The following is a 15,778-nucleotide window of genomic DNA, read 5'->3' as shown; positions in this document are numbered from 1 at the left end:
GTGACAGACCCCGGACCTGCAGTCCGGGGCTGACTGTTTTGAAATGTAATGTGTGGGCGCCGCCAGTCAGTACTTCGTACTTCTATTCTTAAATCGTGTTGATGCCGTAAACAAAAGCTTAGAAAAGAAGACCGCTCCCTGGACGCCAAGATATGCAGCTGATGTTTTCAAGGAAGCGGAAATATAGTTAAATTAAAACACCATTACGACTGCCAACTGCACTATATGCAGCAATTGATCGATATATAGAGCCGCGAAGTCTTTATTATCCAAAGCCCGTGTGGTTCCTCGCTCATTTGCTGGACGGTATAGCTCCCGGGCTTTAAATCCGTCTATCGCCATATGCCCGAATACCAGGAAAAACACCTTCCACCAGGCAAACAACTGAAAATATTGCAGCAGGATGGATAAACCCAGTCCCCATATGGCAGAATGAACAAATAAAATATAAATATTCTTGGATTTTAAACGGGCCATAAACTCATTCTGAAGAGGATAGTCAAACAATAAGTTAGCAAAATACAAGACCAATGCAGTAAAAGTCATAATGATCACCTGCACAAATTATTTGAACAATACATTAAAAACAAAATAAATATAACTCATTCTTGTCAGTTATATTCCACGTTAATAGCGGGAATCCTGTTTTAGGGCGATGAATCGGAACGAAAAATTGATAGATATTTTTAATAGGTAACAAAAATAGAAAAGGCAGCATAGGTTAGTATACCGGTGACCGGGAAATTATATAAGCAAAAGGGGTTAAATGACAAAACTAATGGAAACTAAAAAATTGCCTGAAAAATTTGGTATGCTTGTTCCTCGCTGCGCTATTTGCGAAAAGGTTCCCCAGGGCGGGATAAGAGAAGGCATTAAAATTAGGCGAGGGTTCATATGCACGAATTGCGAGAGAATGATAATAGGGGTCGATGCGGGCTCTAATGAATATAATCAGATATTGCTGAAACTGCGCACTTTAATCAAAAAGGCTTTTTAGTTCATAATATAAAACTGTATTCTTGATATCGAGGTATGCGGCTGACCAGCAGGCTGAAAATAGGCTTTTTACAGGCCTATTTTTTATGGGGGTTTAGGGCTACAATATTTATAATACAAGTATGGCAGTTGGATGCTAATTTACGGCTTACTAGCGTCTAATCGCAGTCAAATGACACCGCATGTCAGGTTAGATGCGAATCTTTAGTTAATATGTTCAGGAATGGAGCAGTCAATAATTGTCCGCTTATGATATGAATACGCCCCTATATTCCGCATTAAAAAAATATATCGATGAAAGAGGACTGCGGCTGCATATGCCGGGGCATATTGGAGGGCCAGGCTTTAATCAAAGCGCTTTAAAGGTTCTGGCAGAATTCGATGTTACAGAAATACCCGGCTTAGATGATTTGCATGCTCCCCAGGGGATTATAGAAGAAGCCCGCTTATTGCTGGCAAAAGCGTATGGCGCTCAGGAAAGCTTTTTCTTAGTCAATGGAGCCAGTTCGGGCATTCATGCCTTGTTTATGGCATTAAAAAGGCCTGACGCTAAAGTCCTGGTGCCGCGTAACTGCCACCGTTCATTTTTTGCAGGGATGGTTATGGCAGGGACAAATCCTGTGTATATTCCCTGCCAGGTCAATGGCGAACTGGGTGCAGCCCTCGCAGTTAGTCCCGCAGATGTTGAGGCCTTGTTGGGCATACATCATGATGCTGAGGCCGTTTTTATTACCAGTCCCAGCTATTATGGCTCCACCTGCAGGATTCAAGACATTGCGGCTTTATGCCAAAAATACCAAAAGCCATTATTCGTAGATGAAGCTCACGGGGGGCATTTTTGTTTTCACCCGGATTATCCGCGCCCAGCCTTGGAACAAGGAGCAAATGCGGCTGTAAACGGCTTGCATAAAACCTTGCCGGTGTATAATCAGGGAGCGGTTTTGCATGTTAAGGGTCATCCTGATACGAAACGGCTGCGATCCGCCTGCAGCCTGGTTACTACCACCAGCCCCTCTTATCCGATTTTAGCGTCTATTGACCTGGCTCGTAACCTAATGGAGGAAAGGGGCAGAGAATTATTAGAAGCTGCCCGCATAATGGCGGTTAGATTCAGAACGCGGATTAATATGACCAAGGGGTTAAAAGCATATGATGAAGATGAACTTAAAAAAACCCCGGGGGTTTTTAGCCTCGATCCCTTAAAAATCCTGATTGCCTTTCCCGGTTTGAGGCTGAATGGATTTGAAATATCAAGGATTTTGCGGATGAATATAGAATACAGGTAGAATGGGAAAATGAAAACTCAATTTTGGCCATGATGTCCATGTTTCACAGCGCTGAGGAATGGGAACGCTTTGCTCAGGCCCTGGAGAGCATTGCTGCCCAGTATTATTCGGATGATCATAAACAGTTCTTAACGGTGGAGGCCGCAGAGCTGCCTCAGATTATCTTAAGTCCTCGGGAAGCGTACTATGCCGTTAAAAAGCGGGTTAATATCGAGGATTGCCGGGGCAGGATCGCCGGGGAAATGGTAGTGCCTTATCCGCCGGGGATTCCCTGTGTTATGCCCGGTGAATTGATAAGTCCGCAGATTTACGATTATCTGTTGTTTTTGCAGCAAAGCCCGGTCCGTTTACAAGGCCCGGAAGACTTGCAACTAAACCATCTTAACATTATCGAGGTGTAGAGATTTTATTTTTTAATTAGTCACAAGAAAGATAACAGATTAACACTGATATACCCAGATAATTGTTAATGTTTTTGGGTTGAATGGCTTCCTCAGTATTAAAGGCGAAATGGAGATAGAAATTGTGCGAGGTCTGTTTATATCATTGGAGGGAATTGATGGGTCAGGAAAAACCAGCCTGCGGGAATGGTTATTATCCAATCTGATTGGATTTGATGTTATAACCGTAAGGGAACCTGGGGGAACGGTTATTTCTGAAAAAATAAGGGCCATCTTATTGGATGTTCGCAGCCAGGGCATGACCTCCTCCAGTGAGGCATTCTTATACGCAGCCGCTCGCAGCCAGTTGGTGGAGGAAGTTATTAAACCGGCTCTGAATGCGGGAAAGGTAGTTATAGCAGATAGATATCTGGATTCGACCATCGCTTATCAGGGCTATGGACGCGGTCTGGACTTGCGTTTTCTTAATACCTTAAATGAACTCTGTACCGGGGGTTTAAGACCAGATCTTACCTTGCTTTTAGATCTGGAACCGCTCGAAGGGCAGCAGCGCCGGGGAACAGCCGCGCCGGACCGTTTGGAAAAGGAAGGCCTGGAATTCCAGGATAAGGTCAGGAGAGGCTATCTGGAAATAGCGCGTCTGCAGCCGCAGCGCATAAAAGTGCTTGACGCCAGCAAGAATCTAAATGAGGTTGGGGAAAAGGCTTTGGAGTATATACGGGAAAAACTGCTGGAGGAAAGGTAAACCGTGGATTAATCAATACGTAGAAATGAAAAAATATAGGCAGAATGTATTGGATTACGAGAACTTTTAAAAGGATAGCAATAAATCGATAATTACCCAAAACGGATTCATCTGTTCTGCGGCAAATGAATCCAAGTCATCAGCGGCCAAAGGCTTCTCTATTTTCCTGATATCAAGAAACTGGTATCCTATATCTAGATACTGGAGGGGGGCAGAGGACCTCATGAAGATTGACCGCGACAGCAAAAACAGCATAAACTATGGTCCTTTGGGAAAAACCATTACCCCCGGAGTACGGAAGGTCGGAGAATCCCTTTTTGAGCAGGAGCTAACCGGGCGGCGTGAAGGTGAACACCAATTCCGGATGCAGGAACTGCTGAAGGAGCTGGACCGTCTTACCGACCGTTTAAAACATCACCTGACGGTAAATGATTTGATGTTATATAAAAAGCTCGTTAAAAAATTCTTGCAGGAAGCTACCTCCCGCGCCTACTTGCTGGAAAAGGAAAGGTCCCGCAACCGCCGGGGCCGTACGGTGTTAATTACCATCAAGACCATTGACCAGGAAATGGAAGAGTTAATCGATGACTTTATCCAACAAAAAAAAGAACCGCTCGAACTGCTTACCGCCCTGGACAAGATTCGCGGTATGCTGGTTGACTTGATGGCTTAAATTGCTCACCAGGGTTTTTGGAAGGAACTTGGCTAAATGGATTACTTTGCGGCGATCAAAGGCCAACAACGGGCCATTGATATGTTAAACAAGAGCATAGAAACAGGCAGCACCAGTCACGCCTATATTTTTGCCGGACCGGCCGGGGTGGGCAAATGTTAACCGCCCGTGCCTTGGCTTATACCTTAATTGCCTCTGCCGACCGCCAGGCGGAGATTTTTTTCAGGGAAAACATTCATCCCGACCTTATGGTTATAGAAAAAATTGAGGGTAAAACCACGATTCTTAAAGAGCAGATAAGCCGTGAAATGCAGCCCTGGCTGGAAATGAAGCCATCCCGGTCTCATAATAAGGTGGCTATTATCAGGGATGCCCATCTAATGAGACCCGAAGCTGCCAATGCTCTCCTGAAAACCCTGGAAGAACCGCCCCTGTATGCGATAATTATCCTGGTAACGGATGAAAATAACCTGCTGGAGACTATTGTATCCCGCTGTCAGCTGTTAACCTTTAAATCCCTAAAAGAAGCGGATATTCAGGAATTACTAATTAGCCAGGGGATTAACAGCCGGCTGGCAGAGCAGGCAGCCCGATTGAGCCAGGGCAGCCCGGCCTATGCCCTGCAGTTTGTGCAGTCGGGGGATATGGGATAATTACATGCAGACAGCCCGGGATATTATAAAAGAACTGTATGGCAGGGACAGACTGGCTGTTTTTCAGGCCGCTGAAAAAATAGAAACTCAGCCGGAGCTGATTTGCGGTATACTGGAGACCATGTTAAGAGATATCCTAATATACAGTTACTCTCATCAGGAAAAAGACCTGGCTCTGCCTGTATACCCGGATTTGCTGCAGGAAACTCGGGATAGGGCCGACCAGCTTCGTCTGAGCCGGGCTGTTCAAGAAGTCGATGAACTGCGGCGTTATTATAAACGCCACGTAAATTCACTGTTGGTAAGCACTAATATATCCTATAAAATATGGGAAGCGCTGAATTGAACTAGACACGGATAACACGGATTGTTTTAGATTAACACGTAAAATATATAAACTAATAAAACCATATTGTGTACCGATGGAACAGATAATTTAATAAACCCTTTGCATTAGAATTATTTATAATTATCTGTGTTAATCCATAAAAAATCTGTGTGAATATGTGTTAAATTGGGGCGTAACTTTTTGAAGGAGGTTCTTTATTTGGCATGGGTGGTAGGTGTTCGCTTCAAACCGGCGGGCAAGATATATTATTTTGATTGCGCAGGCCTGGATATTTCGGCAGGGGATGCGGTAATTGTAGAGACTATCCGCGGAGTGGAATATGGTACGGTGGTAGTTGGCCAAAGAGAAATACTGGAGGAACAGCTGCCTTCAGCCCTGAAAACCGTTATTCGCAAAGCTACGGAAAATGACTGCCGCATTTATGAAAACAACCGGAATAAGGAAGCTGAAGCCCTGGAAACCTGCCGTCAAAAAATCAAGGAACACAATCTGCCGATGCGGTTGATTGATGTTGAATATACCTTTGATATGGGCAAGATTATTTTCTATTTTACAGCCGAAGGAAGGGTTGATTTCCGGGAACTGGTAAAAGATCTGGCCTCCATTTTTAAAACCCGTATAGAACTCAGGCAAATAGGAGTCAGAGACGAAGCCAAGATGGTGGGAGGCATAGCACCTGCGGCCGGGTTCTATGCTGCAACTGCTTTTTGGGCGAATTTGAACCGGGTTCGATCCGCATGGCCAAAGAACAGAATTTATCACTTAATCCCACAAAGATATCAGGAATATGCGGGCGGCTCATGTGCTGTTTAAAATATGAATCAGAACTATATGAGGGCAGAACATGCGGAGAGGATAGAAATGGAGAAGAAACTCCGGGAAATGGCAAACATAATCAGGCAGCTGGTGATTGAGGTAGGCGATTTAAAAGCAAGGGTAAGCCTCCTGGAGGCTAATCTGCCGCACACCGATTCACCGGCTCAGCAGCGGGTACTCCCGCGCAATATGAAATTAGAGGGCGAAAGCTATGAGACCCTGGGGGGGTTGTATAAGGAAGGCTACCATATCTGTTCCATGGCCTTCGGTCAGCCCCGTGAAGAAGATTGTTTGTTCTGTATAGCATTTTTGGAAAAGGAGTAGGGTTTGACAACAGACCGCAGCCAATTGGTATACCCGGGCGAAAGCCTGGACGATTTAATCCTGGGGGGGATGAAGGTAATTCAAGCTCGCCAGGGTTATCGTTTTTCTCTGGATGCGGTTATTCTCGCGCATTTTGCCCGGCTGGATGGGGTGGCTAACGCTGTGGATCTGGGTACCGGCAGCGGGGTTATACCGCTGCTGCTGGCCTTAAGAGATGAAAATATCCACATAACCGGCATCGAAATACAGGACGAGGCGGCGGAGCGGGCCTGCCGCTCGGTAAGTTACAACGGGCTTTCAGAACGCATCCGCATCATTCAGGCGGATATGAAAGATATAAGCCAGTATCTTCCGGCTGGCCAGGCCCAATTAGTGCTCAGCAACCCGCCTTTTTGGAAAAAAGGGGAAGGGCATGTCAGCCAGGACCCGGCCGCGGCACTCTCCAGACATGAAATAGCCGTGGACTTGAAGGGAGTAGTTGAGGCAGCCAGTTATCTCCTATCTCCTCGGGGACACTTCTGTTTTATACACCGTACGGAACGCTTGCAGGAAATAATTGTAGCCTTATCAGCATCCCGCCTGAAACTTACCCGTATGCGTACGGTGCATTCTTTTCCCCATGAAGAATCCCGGCTCGTACTCCTGGAAGCACAGAAAAACGGGCGCAAATCCTTGCAAATTCTGCCCCCGTTGTTTATTTACGAGAGTCCCGGCAATTATGGCGTTGAAATTAGACAATGGTACGGGAGCTGATTGGCATGAGTGAAGCGCCTGGAAAACTATATGTATGCGCCACCCCAATAGGTAATCTGGAGGATGTCAGCATCCGTCTGTTAAAAACCTTGCGCAGGGCAGACCTGATCGCCTGCGAAGACACCCGCCACAGTTTGAAACTGCTCAATCATTATAAAATCAAAAAGCCGCTGATAAGCTATCACCAGCACAGCGGCAAGGTGCGGGAAGACAGAATTGTGAAAGAATTAATGGCGGGCAGGAATGTAGCCCTGGTATCTGACGCTGGTATGCCGGGCATATCCGATCCCGGGCAGGGTTTAGTACAAAAGGCAATTGCAGCGGGAATACAGGTGGAAGTAATTCCCGGGCCTTCCGCCTTAATCTGCGCTTTGAGCATTTCCGGCATGAATACCGATGCTTTCGTATTTGCCGGGTTTCTTTCCGCCAAGCGTACGCAGCGCAGAGAGCAACTGCAATCATTGGCGCAGGATAAACGCACGGTTGTAATATACGAAGCCCCGCATCGTTTGCCGCACACCCTGGAGGATATTGAAGAGATTATGGGCGCCCAACGCCCCATGGCCATGATGCGCGAATTGACCAAACTGCATGAAGAAGTTGTCCGCGGCGCTGTTGGGGAACTGCGCCAGCGTTATGCGCAAAATACGGTTCGCGGGGAAATATGTTTGGTTATAGCCGGTCTGCAGGATGAAAAAACCGCTGCAGCCAGTTTGGAGACGATTGCAGCCGAGACCAGAAAATTAATAGAAGACGGCATGGATAAAAAAGAGGCCTTCAAGCTGAAGGCCCGCGAATACAAAGTAGCCAAATCAATAATATATAAGTACTATGTCGAAAACTATGATCATTAATACTATGTATTAACCTACTTGTTTGCCAAGTTCGGTCAGACAGCTCTTACAGAGATTCTTGCCTTTATAGTTGACGACTTCTTCCGCATTTCCGCAGAAGATGCAAGCGGGTTCGTATTTCTTAAGGATAATCTTGTCGCTGTCGACATAGATCTCCAGTGCGTCCTTTTCTTCTATTCCCATAGTTCTTCTTAGTTCGATGGGAATTACGATACGACCCAGCTCGTCTACTTTTCTGACAACACCTGTGGATTTCATCATATTGGTTCACCCCTCCCTTTGCATCAATTTACCTCTGGGACAAACTATACCAGGCTTGGGATAAAAAGTCAAGCACCTTTCTACATATTTGGACTAAAAAATTATTATTTCAGGATAATGCTGTTATATATTCTACAATATAATCGTCATATAAGTATGAATATTTACATAATGCCTAATTATTGTCTTAACAGGAAGAGCGAGAAAAACAGAATATAAGCAAGGAAATAGTGAAAGAATAAGGAAAATGAGCGGCTGGATTAAACTGTTGGAATCCTTGCCCTTGAAGTGGTATTTGCTTATTATTAATGAAGAATAAATGGATTTTCAGGAGGGAATCAATTTGCAGGCTCGGGAAACATTTTACATTACCACCCCTATTTATTATCCCAGCGATAATCTACATATAGGTCATGCCTATACTACGGTAGCGGCAGATTGTATGGCTCGTTTCAAACGCATGCAGGGAAAAGACGTATATTATTTGACCGGCACTGATGAACATGGACAAAAGATTGAACGGGTTGCCCGGGAAAAAGGGCAGGAACCGGCCGAATACGTTGATGGAATTGTATCGAATATCCAAAAACTATGGCAGACCATGATGATAACCAATGATGATTTCATCCGTACTACGGAGAAACGTCATGAAGAAGTGGTGCAGGAGATATTTAATAAGGTATATGAAAAGGGTGATATATACTTATCCGAATACCAGGGATGGTATTGCACCCCCTGTGAAACCCTGTTTACGGAAAGGCAGCTTGAGGATGGCAAATGTCCGGACTGCGGCCGGGAAGTGGAATTAGTTAAAGAAGAAAGCTATTTCTTTAATATGGCCAAATACGCTCCCCGTTTGCTGGACTATATTGAAGGTAACCCCGACTTTATTCAGCCCGAGTCACGCCGCAACGAGGTAGTCAGCTTCATCAAAAGCGGGCTGGATGATCTCTGCGTGTCCCGTACTTCGTTCAAATGGGGGGTGCCGGTGCCTTTTAACCGGGATCATGTAGTGTATGTATGGTTTGATGCTTTGATAAACTATCTCTCAGCTATCGGCTACGGCAGCGACCAGGAAAAATTTGACCGCTTCTGGCCCGCTGATGTGCACCTGATGGCCAAAGATATCATACGTTTCCATGCCATTATCTGGCCCATAATGTTGATGGCTTTGGATCTTCCCCTGCCTAAAAAGGTCTGTGCCCACGGCTGGATTATGCTGGAAGGCGGAAAAATGTCGAAATCAAAGGGCAATGTTATCGACCCGCGTATACTGATCGAAAAATACGGCCTTGATGCGGTGCGTTATTACCTGGTGAAAGAATTGAATTTCGGACAGGATGGGACCTATTCGGAAGAGATGCTGGTAAACCGTATCAATTATGATCTGGCCAATGATCTGGGCAACCTTATCAGTCGTACTGCAGCTATGATTATTCGGTATTTTACCGGGCAGATACCTGCTCCGGCAGTCGAAGAGGCGGTAGATCTGGAATTGAAAGAAGCTGCCCGAACAGCCTTTAGAGAAGCCACGGAAAAACTTGATAAGCTTGATTTTTGTGCTTATATCATAGCCGCTATGCGACTGGTTTCACGGGCTAATAAATATATAGATGAGACTGCGCCTTGGCTTTTGGCCAAAGATGAAGCTAAAAAGCAACGATTGGCCACGGTGATGTATAACCTGGCTGAGTGCATCCGCATCGCTGTAATCCTGCTGGCTCCGACCATGCCTACCCTGGCGGAGAGAACCAACCAGCAGATAAACTTTTTTGCCGACCCCGGCCGATTAAAATGGGAAGAAGCCGGCATTTGGGGTTTGTGCCCCGCAGGAGCCTTGGTTACAAAAGGCGAACCGCTTTTCCCGCGCATTGACCTGAAAAGCCTCGAAAACTTGAATGGGGAGGATAAACCGGTGGAAGAAAAAACGGAAAAAGAACCCGCCCAGGCAAAAGCGGTTTCTGAACCAGAATATATCAGTATTGATGATTTCGCGCGCATGGATCTGCGGGTAGCGGAAATTATTGCCTGCGAGAAAATGGAGAAAGCCGACAAACTGCTTATCCTGAAAGTCAGACTGGGTGAGGAAGAAAGAACCGTGGTGTCAGGTATTGCCAAACACTATACCCCCGAGGAACTGGTGGGCAAAAAGGTGGTTCTGGTGGCCAATTTAAAACCCACCAAACTGAGAGGGGTAATGTCACAGGGTATGATTCTGGCCGCATCCGATGAGAATGATGTCGAGGTTTTAACGGTAGAACGCATATCCTCCGGCAACCGGGTGAAATAATAATACGCGCAGTACACATGCTGCTAACTCCATATTTCATCGTCTCGGTGTAGTAGCGTCTTGATTCGTGCCTCAGGGATACCGCGCCAAGTTCCCATCGTGGTCACGTGACGCGCTCGCGACATCCTGTCGCTCGACCCCTTTCGTTCACTCATCTTCGCCTGCTACACCGGACTCCTCATAACGTCGCTTCGCAGCAAATATACTGCGCGGTATAAATGGGAATAAAGGGGCTTATAAAATGTTAATTGACAGTCATGCGCATTTGCAGGATAAGGATTTTTCCGGCGAAATTGACGCGGTTATACAGAGGGCCGCAGAAGCCGGGGTCCAGAAAATAGTCTGTGTGGGATGGGACCTGGAATCATCCCGGCAGGCGGTTAATATAGCCCGCCGGCACAAAGGGATATACGCGGTGGCAGGCGTACACCCGCATGATGCCAGCAGCCTCACCTCGGAAGTGATCAGCAAAATATATGAACTGGCCAAAGATGATAAAGTGGTGGCCATTGGGGAAATAGGGCTGGACTATTACCGCAACCTTTCCCCGCAGGATGTGCAGAAGCAGGCTTTTATAGAACAAATACGCATAGCCCGGGAATTACATAAACCCATAGTGATACATGACCGTGATGCCCACCAGGAGGTTTACAACATAGTAAAGAAAGAAAAGGCGGGGAGCAACGGAGGGGTAATGCATTGTTTTTCCGGCCACCTGCCGTTAGCGATTGATTTAATGAAAGAAGGGTTCTATCTGTCCCTGGCCGGACCTGTTACATATAAAAACGCTAAAAAGACCCACGAAGTGGCGGCCCGCGTACCTATGGACCGCTTAATGATTGAAACCGATTGTCCTTATCTCACTCCCGAACCCCAGCGGGGAAAACGCAATGAACCAGCTCACGTTAAGCTTGTAGCTGAAAAGCTGGCTGAATTGCGTCATAAAACCCTGGAGGAAGTAGCCTACCTGACCAGTCTGAATACCCAAACCGTTTTCCGGATAAAAGATTAAACTGGCCGCAGACTAACACAGATTTAAAAGCCAATAATAATCTGTAAAAATCAGGGTTCATCAGTGGCAAAAGAATTTGATAACGACAGGATTAGGCCTGAAAGGGCCTTTTTTCTGTGATTATCCCTGTATTATCTATGGAAAAAACTAGTTTTTCAGCAAACTTTTTGCGAGTGCAGGAATAAAATAATAAGCAAAGGATAATAATTTATAAAAAGCAGCTCGCCTAACTGGAAAATAATAACAAAGTTATCCAGTATAAGGCAGTTTATTTGACTTGCACTGCTTATTTTGACTAGAATGTATTTACGTTCAAGCTGCCGTAGGGAAGCTTGAAAAGAAAGGGAGGAGAAAATGGGTATTGTACGGCCTTTAAAAGGCGCTTACCTGCTGACGGCGATGCTTATTGCGGTATTGCTGCCCCTGAGCCTGTTCTTTGCCCTGCAAAAACCAGTCAATATTATTGTGGATGGAAAAACCATTCATAGTCGGGTGTTTTTTGCCAGTAAAGTCGGGGATGTTTTGGAAAAAGAGGCTGTGAAAATCGGGGCCAGGGATATGGTGGAGCCTTCATTGAATGCAGCAGTTAAAAAGAATTGTCAGATAGTAGTGACCAGGGCTTTTAAAGTTACGGTTATAGCTGACGGCCAATCCCATGATATTATCAGCACCCCGGTCAGTATCAAAGAAGCCATAAAATTAGCCGGGGTATCGTTAGGTGAAAAAGATATCGTTAAGACGCTACCCGTAGAAAAAACTGTTGCCGGTCAGGAAATAGAAGTAGTCCGCGTTACTGAAAGCCAGGTAACCGAAAAAAGAACCATTCCCTGCGGAACTGACCGGACCACAGATGATACCCTGGAAAGAGGACTTACGCGTACTCTGGCCGCAGGCAAAGACGGTTTGGCTATGCAGACTATCCGCATTATTTACCATAATGGCCAGGAGGTAAAGCGCGAATTAGTTAAGTCCGAAACCCTGGTTGAACCAAAAAACCGGCTGGTAGCTATGGGTACTATTACCTCAGTTTCGCGCGGCAGCCATACCATTAATTTTAAAGAGGCCAGATATATGGAGGCTTCTGCTTATACCTATACCGGATATAGGACCGCTACCGGAAGAACGCCTGAAGTAGGTACTATTGCCGTTGACCCCAATGTGATTCCCCTGGGCAGCAAATTGTATATTGAAGGATACGGCTATGCACAAGCAGCCGATACTGGCGGGGCCATAAGAGGCGATCGCTTAGATCTGTTCATGGAAGATCGTTCTCAATGTTTGAACTGGGGACGACGTACCGTAAAGGTCTATATAATGAATTAAACTTTGAAAATTAAACAAGTAATAAGAAAGAAACTCCGGCTTAATAGGCCGGAGTTTTTTAATGCCAAATTTTCCCTCGGTTTAAATCTCTATAATTTCAAAAAATGATAACAGTTAAAAAGCAAAGGAGGTGAAAACCTGATGAAAAAAACGTCTCATGATGTTATTTATGTTTATTTTAATGATTGCTCTAGTTGTTGCAGGTTGTCAGGGAACCAGCAAAAAACCGATGACACCGGTGAAGAAACCCACTCAGCTGCAGACTGCGCCAAACAACCAAATGACCGACAGCGAAAGAAGGGTTTTGGCTGATAAATTGGCCCGTACTGCAGAATCCGTAACCGGGGTGCAAAAAGCTTCGGTTGTAGTAATGGATGTAAATATGAGCAATAACATGACCACTAACACCACCGGCACAAAAGGGGTTCAATCCAGTCCGGGAATCAAAACCGTAACTGGAACCAGGACTACAGCCAAAACTGCCATGAACAGAAACAATAATGGGGTTTTGGTAATGGTAGGAATAACTCTTGATGCCAGTACCAGCAGTAAACCTTCCATGATTGCAAACACAAAATCTATGGTGGCCAAGCGGATAAAAGCCAGCGATAAAAGGATCTCACAGGTCCTGGTAACAACCGATCCCAATCTGATTAAGCGTATAAACGACATAGCCGCTGGCATCATAGAAGGCAAGCCAGTACAAAACTATGAACAAGACGTACGCGATTTGAAAAACCGGCTAAAGCAGCAAAAACCAATTTATTAAAAAACCGGGGTGCTTTTACCCCGGTTTAATATATTATTAAGGAAAAGACATATATATTTTGATAATAATGAAATATTTAAGCGCATAATATACGCTATACTTTTGATGTATAATAAGGCCTAACAGACACAGGTTTAAAACACGGATTTATGAAATTATTTAAATCAGTGTTATGCGTGTCTTATACACCTAAGCAGGGATGTGTTTTGTTGGCTGGGGCTGTTTCCTTAAATGAAGTGCGTGAAATCCTTAATAACTACCAGATTGCTCCTCGTAAACGCTGGGGACAAAACTTCCTGGTGGATCGCAACATTTTGACCAGGATCGCAGATGTCAGTGAAATATCAGCTGAGGATTATGTGGTGGAAATAGGGCCCGGAGTGGGAAGCCTGACCGGGTATCTGGCCCCGAAATGCAAGGGCCTGCTGGCAATTGAAATCGACCATGGTTTAAAGCCGGTATTGGAGTCACTGCAAAATGAATTGCCCAATATGCGTATCCTGTTTGCGGACGTATTAAAGATAAGATTGGAAGAGAGCCTGCAGGAAGCTTTTGGATTGGAAAAACCGCCTTTTTTTAAAGTTTGTGCCAATATTCCTTACAATATAACCAGTCCGATTATTTTTAAGCTGTTAGAGGAATGTCCGCGTTTGCAGAAAGCGACCCTTATGATGCAGAAGGAAGTCGCCCTGAGGGCTGTGGCTGAACCAGGCAGCAATGATTATGGCCTGTTAAGCATCAGCTGCGCTTATTATGCCAGGCTGGACTACCAGATGACCGTTTCGCGGAACTGTTTTTATCCCCGGCCTGAAGTAGATTCCAGTGTAATTAATATAACGCCTCACCAGCATAAAATTTTATTGGCTGATGAAAATAAATTTAAGGAATTCATCCGTTTTGCTTTTCAGCATCGCCGTAAAACCATGCTGAACATATGCGCCTCGTTTTTTAAGACCGACAAAACAGAACTGCAAAATAGACTAACCAGTTTGGGAATTGGGCCGAAGCAAAGGCCTGAGAACTTGGGATTACAGGATTTTGCCCGGTTGGTAAATTATTTTGTACGGGAGGGGTAAAATGAGCTTTTACAGTCCCAGCAAAGGAAAAATGGAACTGGAGGAAGTAGTAATCGATATTCTTGATTATGTCAGCGAAGACCTGAACCGTACTTACAAACTCCTGGTAGGCAGCGATTCGCAGCCTGGTCCCTTGGGCGCCTGTTTTGTCAGCGCCATAATCATTCACCGTATAGGCAAAGGAGCGCGTTATTACTATACCCGCTGCACAGAACCCAAAGTGAAAAGCATTCGCCAGCGTATTTTTTATGAAGCCTCTCTCAGCCTGGATCTGGCCGATCGTTTATCAGAAATATTGAAACGGCATGGACACCCGGATATGAAAGTTGAGATCCACCTTGATGTTGGAACCCACGGAGATACCAAAGAACTGGTTAAAGAGGTCACCGGAATGATTGTAGCCAGCGGTTTTGATGCTCGAATCAAACCGGATGCCTGCGCCGCCAGCAAAGTTGCCGACAAATATACGAAATAGCCCCTTGCTCCTGCCAAATCCATTTCTTAAATAGCTGCTGACAAAATCAACTAGCGACTTAATTTCAGGCAATCATAACCCTTGGAAATTTTATAATAATCACCTTTGTTTTGAGGATTTAACGCAATTCTTTCCTCCTGTCAGGGTTGCATTTGCTTTGTCCATTAAGGAATTAAATAATAAATTTTTATTTAACCGGTTTATAGTTGACATACACAACCCCTTTATAATATACTAATACGTTCATGGTTGACATACATTTGGTTTTGATGTAAAATTATTTCGATTAATGTATTAAGAAGGTGGTAAATTGAATACACCCAGGGCGATTGCTGACATAAAAAAGGATCTGGAATCCTTTGTCGGCAGCAGGATCCGGCTAAAGGCCAATCGGGGCCGGAACCGCATTATTGAAAAAGAAGGGGTGTTGGAGTCTATTTACCCAAATATTTTCGTAGTAAAGTTGAGTGAGAGGAAGATCGAAAGAAGGGTCTCCTACAGCTACGCAGATGTTCTTACTGAGACCGTCGAGCTTTTTGTATCTGACGGCGACAACACCGAAATACGCATTGCTTCAGCCAACCAGTAATCTGACTGTATCAAAGCGCTGCATAATCGTTAAGATTATGCAGCTTTTGATTTTCTGAGAGATGGCTGATTTAATCGGAGCAAGAAGCGCATGTAACGGCAATTATCATAATTAGTCTTATTTGTATTAAATA

20 protein-coding genes and 1 pseudogene are annotated in these 15,778 nt (G+C 45.1%); 19 read left to right on the top strand and 2 right to left on the bottom strand.

Annotated elements, in window-relative coordinates; genetic code table 11:
• Nucleotides 1–192 precede the first annotated feature (192 nt).
• The gene (locus tag JCM14374_RS06905; RefSeq protein WP_054695267.1) at nucleotides 193–546 is read right to left on the bottom strand and encodes a DUF3307 domain-containing protein; all 354 of its coding nucleotides are present in this window, start codon (nucleotides 544–546) and stop codon (nucleotides 193–195) included.
• Between the two features lie 220 nt (nucleotides 547–766).
• Between JCM14374_RS06905 and JCM14374_RS06900 the strand changes: the two genes are divergently transcribed.
• The 12 genes and pseudogenes from JCM14374_RS06900 to rsmI all read left to right on the top strand — a co-directional run bounded on the left by JCM14374_RS06900 (nucleotide 767) and on the right by rsmI (nucleotide 7,850).
• Nucleotides 767–997 carry a sigma factor G inhibitor Gin gene (locus JCM14374_RS06900; protein ID WP_054695263.1) on the top strand — a complete coding sequence of 77 codons (231 nt, stop codon included), beginning with the start codon at nucleotides 767–769 and terminating at the stop codon, nucleotides 995–997.
• Nucleotides 998–1,250: 253 nt separating this feature from the next.
• Nucleotides 1,251–2,282 (top strand): aminotransferase class I/II-fold pyridoxal phosphate-dependent enzyme, encoded by a 1,032-nt coding sequence (locus JCM14374_RS06895; RefSeq protein WP_157049009.1) that lies wholly within the window; start codon nucleotides 1,251–1,253, stop codon nucleotides 2,280–2,282.
• Between the two features lie 32 nt (nucleotides 2,283–2,314).
• Complete coding sequence (locus JCM14374_RS06890) at nucleotides 2,315–2,683, top strand: Orn/Lys/Arg family decarboxylase (protein WP_207641603.1); 369 nt, start codon at nucleotides 2,315–2,317, stop codon at nucleotides 2,681–2,683.
• 124 nt (nucleotides 2,684–2,807) lie between these two features.
• Nucleotides 2,808–3,428: a dTMP kinase gene (gene tmk / locus JCM14374_RS06885; protein ID WP_242848868.1), complete on the top strand. Its 621-nt coding sequence runs from the start codon at nucleotides 2,808–2,810 to the stop codon at nucleotides 3,426–3,428.
• Between the two features lie 223 nt (nucleotides 3,429–3,651).
• On the top strand, nucleotides 3,652–4,101 hold the full coding sequence (locus JCM14374_RS06880) for a YaaR family protein (RefSeq protein WP_054695251.1): 450 nt from the start codon (nucleotides 3,652–3,654) through the stop codon (nucleotides 4,099–4,101).
• A gap of 36 nt (nucleotides 4,102–4,137) precedes the next feature.
• Nucleotides 4,138–4,263, top strand: a complete 126-nt coding sequence (locus JCM14374_RS15225) for a hypothetical protein (protein WP_278279246.1) — start codon at nucleotides 4,138–4,140, stop codon at nucleotides 4,261–4,263.
• Nucleotides 4,257–4,754 carry a DNA polymerase III delta subunit-related protein gene (locus JCM14374_RS06875; RefSeq protein ID WP_054695248.1) on the top strand — a complete coding sequence of 166 codons (498 nt, stop codon included), beginning with the start codon at nucleotides 4,257–4,259 and terminating at the stop codon, nucleotides 4,752–4,754. Before JCM14374_RS15225 ends, JCM14374_RS06875 begins: the two co-directional genes overlap by 7 nt.
• Nucleotides 4,717–5,100 carry a DNA polymerase III subunit delta' C-terminal domain-containing protein gene (locus JCM14374_RS06870; protein WP_157049007.1) on the top strand — a complete coding sequence of 128 codons (384 nt, stop codon included), beginning with the start codon at nucleotides 4,717–4,719 and terminating at the stop codon, nucleotides 5,098–5,100. Before JCM14374_RS06875 ends, JCM14374_RS06870 begins: the two co-directional genes overlap by 38 nt.
• Nucleotides 5,101–5,310: 210 nt before the next feature.
• A pseudogene (locus JCM14374_RS15725) lies at nucleotides 5,311–6,017 on the top strand (PSP1 domain-containing protein).
• On the top strand, nucleotides 5,920–6,243 hold the full coding sequence (locus JCM14374_RS06860) for an initiation control protein YabA (RefSeq protein ID WP_083453927.1): 324 nt from the start codon (nucleotides 5,920–5,922) through the stop codon (nucleotides 6,241–6,243). Before JCM14374_RS15725 ends, JCM14374_RS06860 begins: the two are co-directional and overlap by 98 nt.
• 3 nt (nucleotides 6,244–6,246) lie before the next feature.
• A complete protein-coding gene (locus tag JCM14374_RS06855; protein ID WP_054695238.1) occupies nucleotides 6,247–6,996 on the top strand; it encodes a tRNA1(Val) (adenine(37)-N6)-methyltransferase in 750 nt (249 codons plus the stop codon).
• Nucleotides 6,997–7,001: 5 nt separating this feature from the next.
• Entirely contained in the window at nucleotides 7,002–7,850 is an 849-nt protein-coding gene (gene rsmI, locus JCM14374_RS06850) for a 16S rRNA (cytidine(1402)-2'-O)-methyltransferase (protein ID WP_054695235.1), read from the top strand.
• Nucleotides 7,851–7,859: 9 nt separating this feature from the next.
• Here the strand turns inward: rsmI and JCM14374_RS06845 are convergent, their stop codons facing one another.
• Complete coding sequence (locus JCM14374_RS06845; RefSeq protein WP_054695280.1) at nucleotides 7,860–8,108, bottom strand: AbrB/MazE/SpoVT family DNA-binding domain-containing protein; 249 nt, start codon at nucleotides 8,106–8,108, stop codon at nucleotides 7,860–7,862.
• A gap of 322 nt (nucleotides 8,109–8,430) precedes the next feature.
• Here JCM14374_RS06845 and metG point away from each other — a divergent pair, with 322 nt between their 5' ends.
• The 7 genes from metG (at nucleotide 8,431) to JCM14374_RS06810 (ending at nucleotide 15,645) form a co-directional block, all read left to right on the top strand.
• Nucleotides 8,431–10,401 (top strand): methionine--tRNA ligase, encoded by a 1,971-nt coding sequence (gene metG / locus JCM14374_RS06840; RefSeq protein ID WP_054695233.1) that lies wholly within the window; start codon nucleotides 8,431–8,433, stop codon nucleotides 10,399–10,401.
• Between the two features lie 241 nt (nucleotides 10,402–10,642).
• Nucleotides 10,643–11,413, top strand: coding sequence for a TatD family hydrolase (locus tag JCM14374_RS06835; RefSeq protein ID WP_054695230.1), 771 nt, complete (start codon nucleotides 10,643–10,645; stop codon nucleotides 11,411–11,413).
• 354 nt (nucleotides 11,414–11,767) lie between these two features.
• The gene (locus JCM14374_RS06830; protein WP_054695227.1) at nucleotides 11,768–12,736 is read left to right on the top strand and encodes a resuscitation-promoting factor; all 969 of its coding nucleotides are present in this window, start codon (nucleotides 11,768–11,770) and stop codon (nucleotides 12,734–12,736) included.
• 169 nt (nucleotides 12,737–12,905) lie between these two features.
• Complete coding sequence (locus tag JCM14374_RS06825; RefSeq protein ID WP_172674176.1) at nucleotides 12,906–13,505, top strand: YhcN/YlaJ family sporulation lipoprotein; 600 nt, start codon at nucleotides 12,906–12,908, stop codon at nucleotides 13,503–13,505.
• A gap of 206 nt (nucleotides 13,506–13,711) precedes the next feature.
• On the top strand, nucleotides 13,712–14,581 hold the full coding sequence (rsmA, locus tag JCM14374_RS06820) for a 16S rRNA (adenine(1518)-N(6)/adenine(1519)-N(6))-dimethyltransferase RsmA (protein ID WP_054695221.1): 870 nt from the start codon (nucleotides 13,712–13,714) through the stop codon (nucleotides 14,579–14,581).
• Between the two features lies 1 nt (nucleotide 14,582).
• The gene (locus tag JCM14374_RS06815) at nucleotides 14,583–15,056 is read left to right on the top strand and encodes a ribonuclease H-like YkuK family protein (RefSeq protein WP_054695219.1); all 474 of its coding nucleotides are present in this window, start codon (nucleotides 14,583–14,585) and stop codon (nucleotides 15,054–15,056) included.
• Between the two features lie 310 nt (nucleotides 15,057–15,366).
• On the top strand, nucleotides 15,367–15,645 hold the full coding sequence (locus tag JCM14374_RS06810) for a Veg family protein (protein WP_054695216.1): 279 nt from the start codon (nucleotides 15,367–15,369) through the stop codon (nucleotides 15,643–15,645).
• The last annotated feature ends 133 nt before the right edge of the window (nucleotides 15,646–15,778 follow it).

The sequence above is a fragment of the Syntrophomonas palmitatica JCM 14374 genome (assembly GCF_001311885.1).
GTDB lineage: Bacteria > Bacillota > Syntrophomonadia > Syntrophomonadales > Syntrophomonadaceae > Syntrophomonas_A > Syntrophomonas_A palmitatica.
The sequence above is the reverse complement of the archived record's forward strand: the minus strand, read 5'-3'. Positions and strand labels throughout refer to the sequence as shown.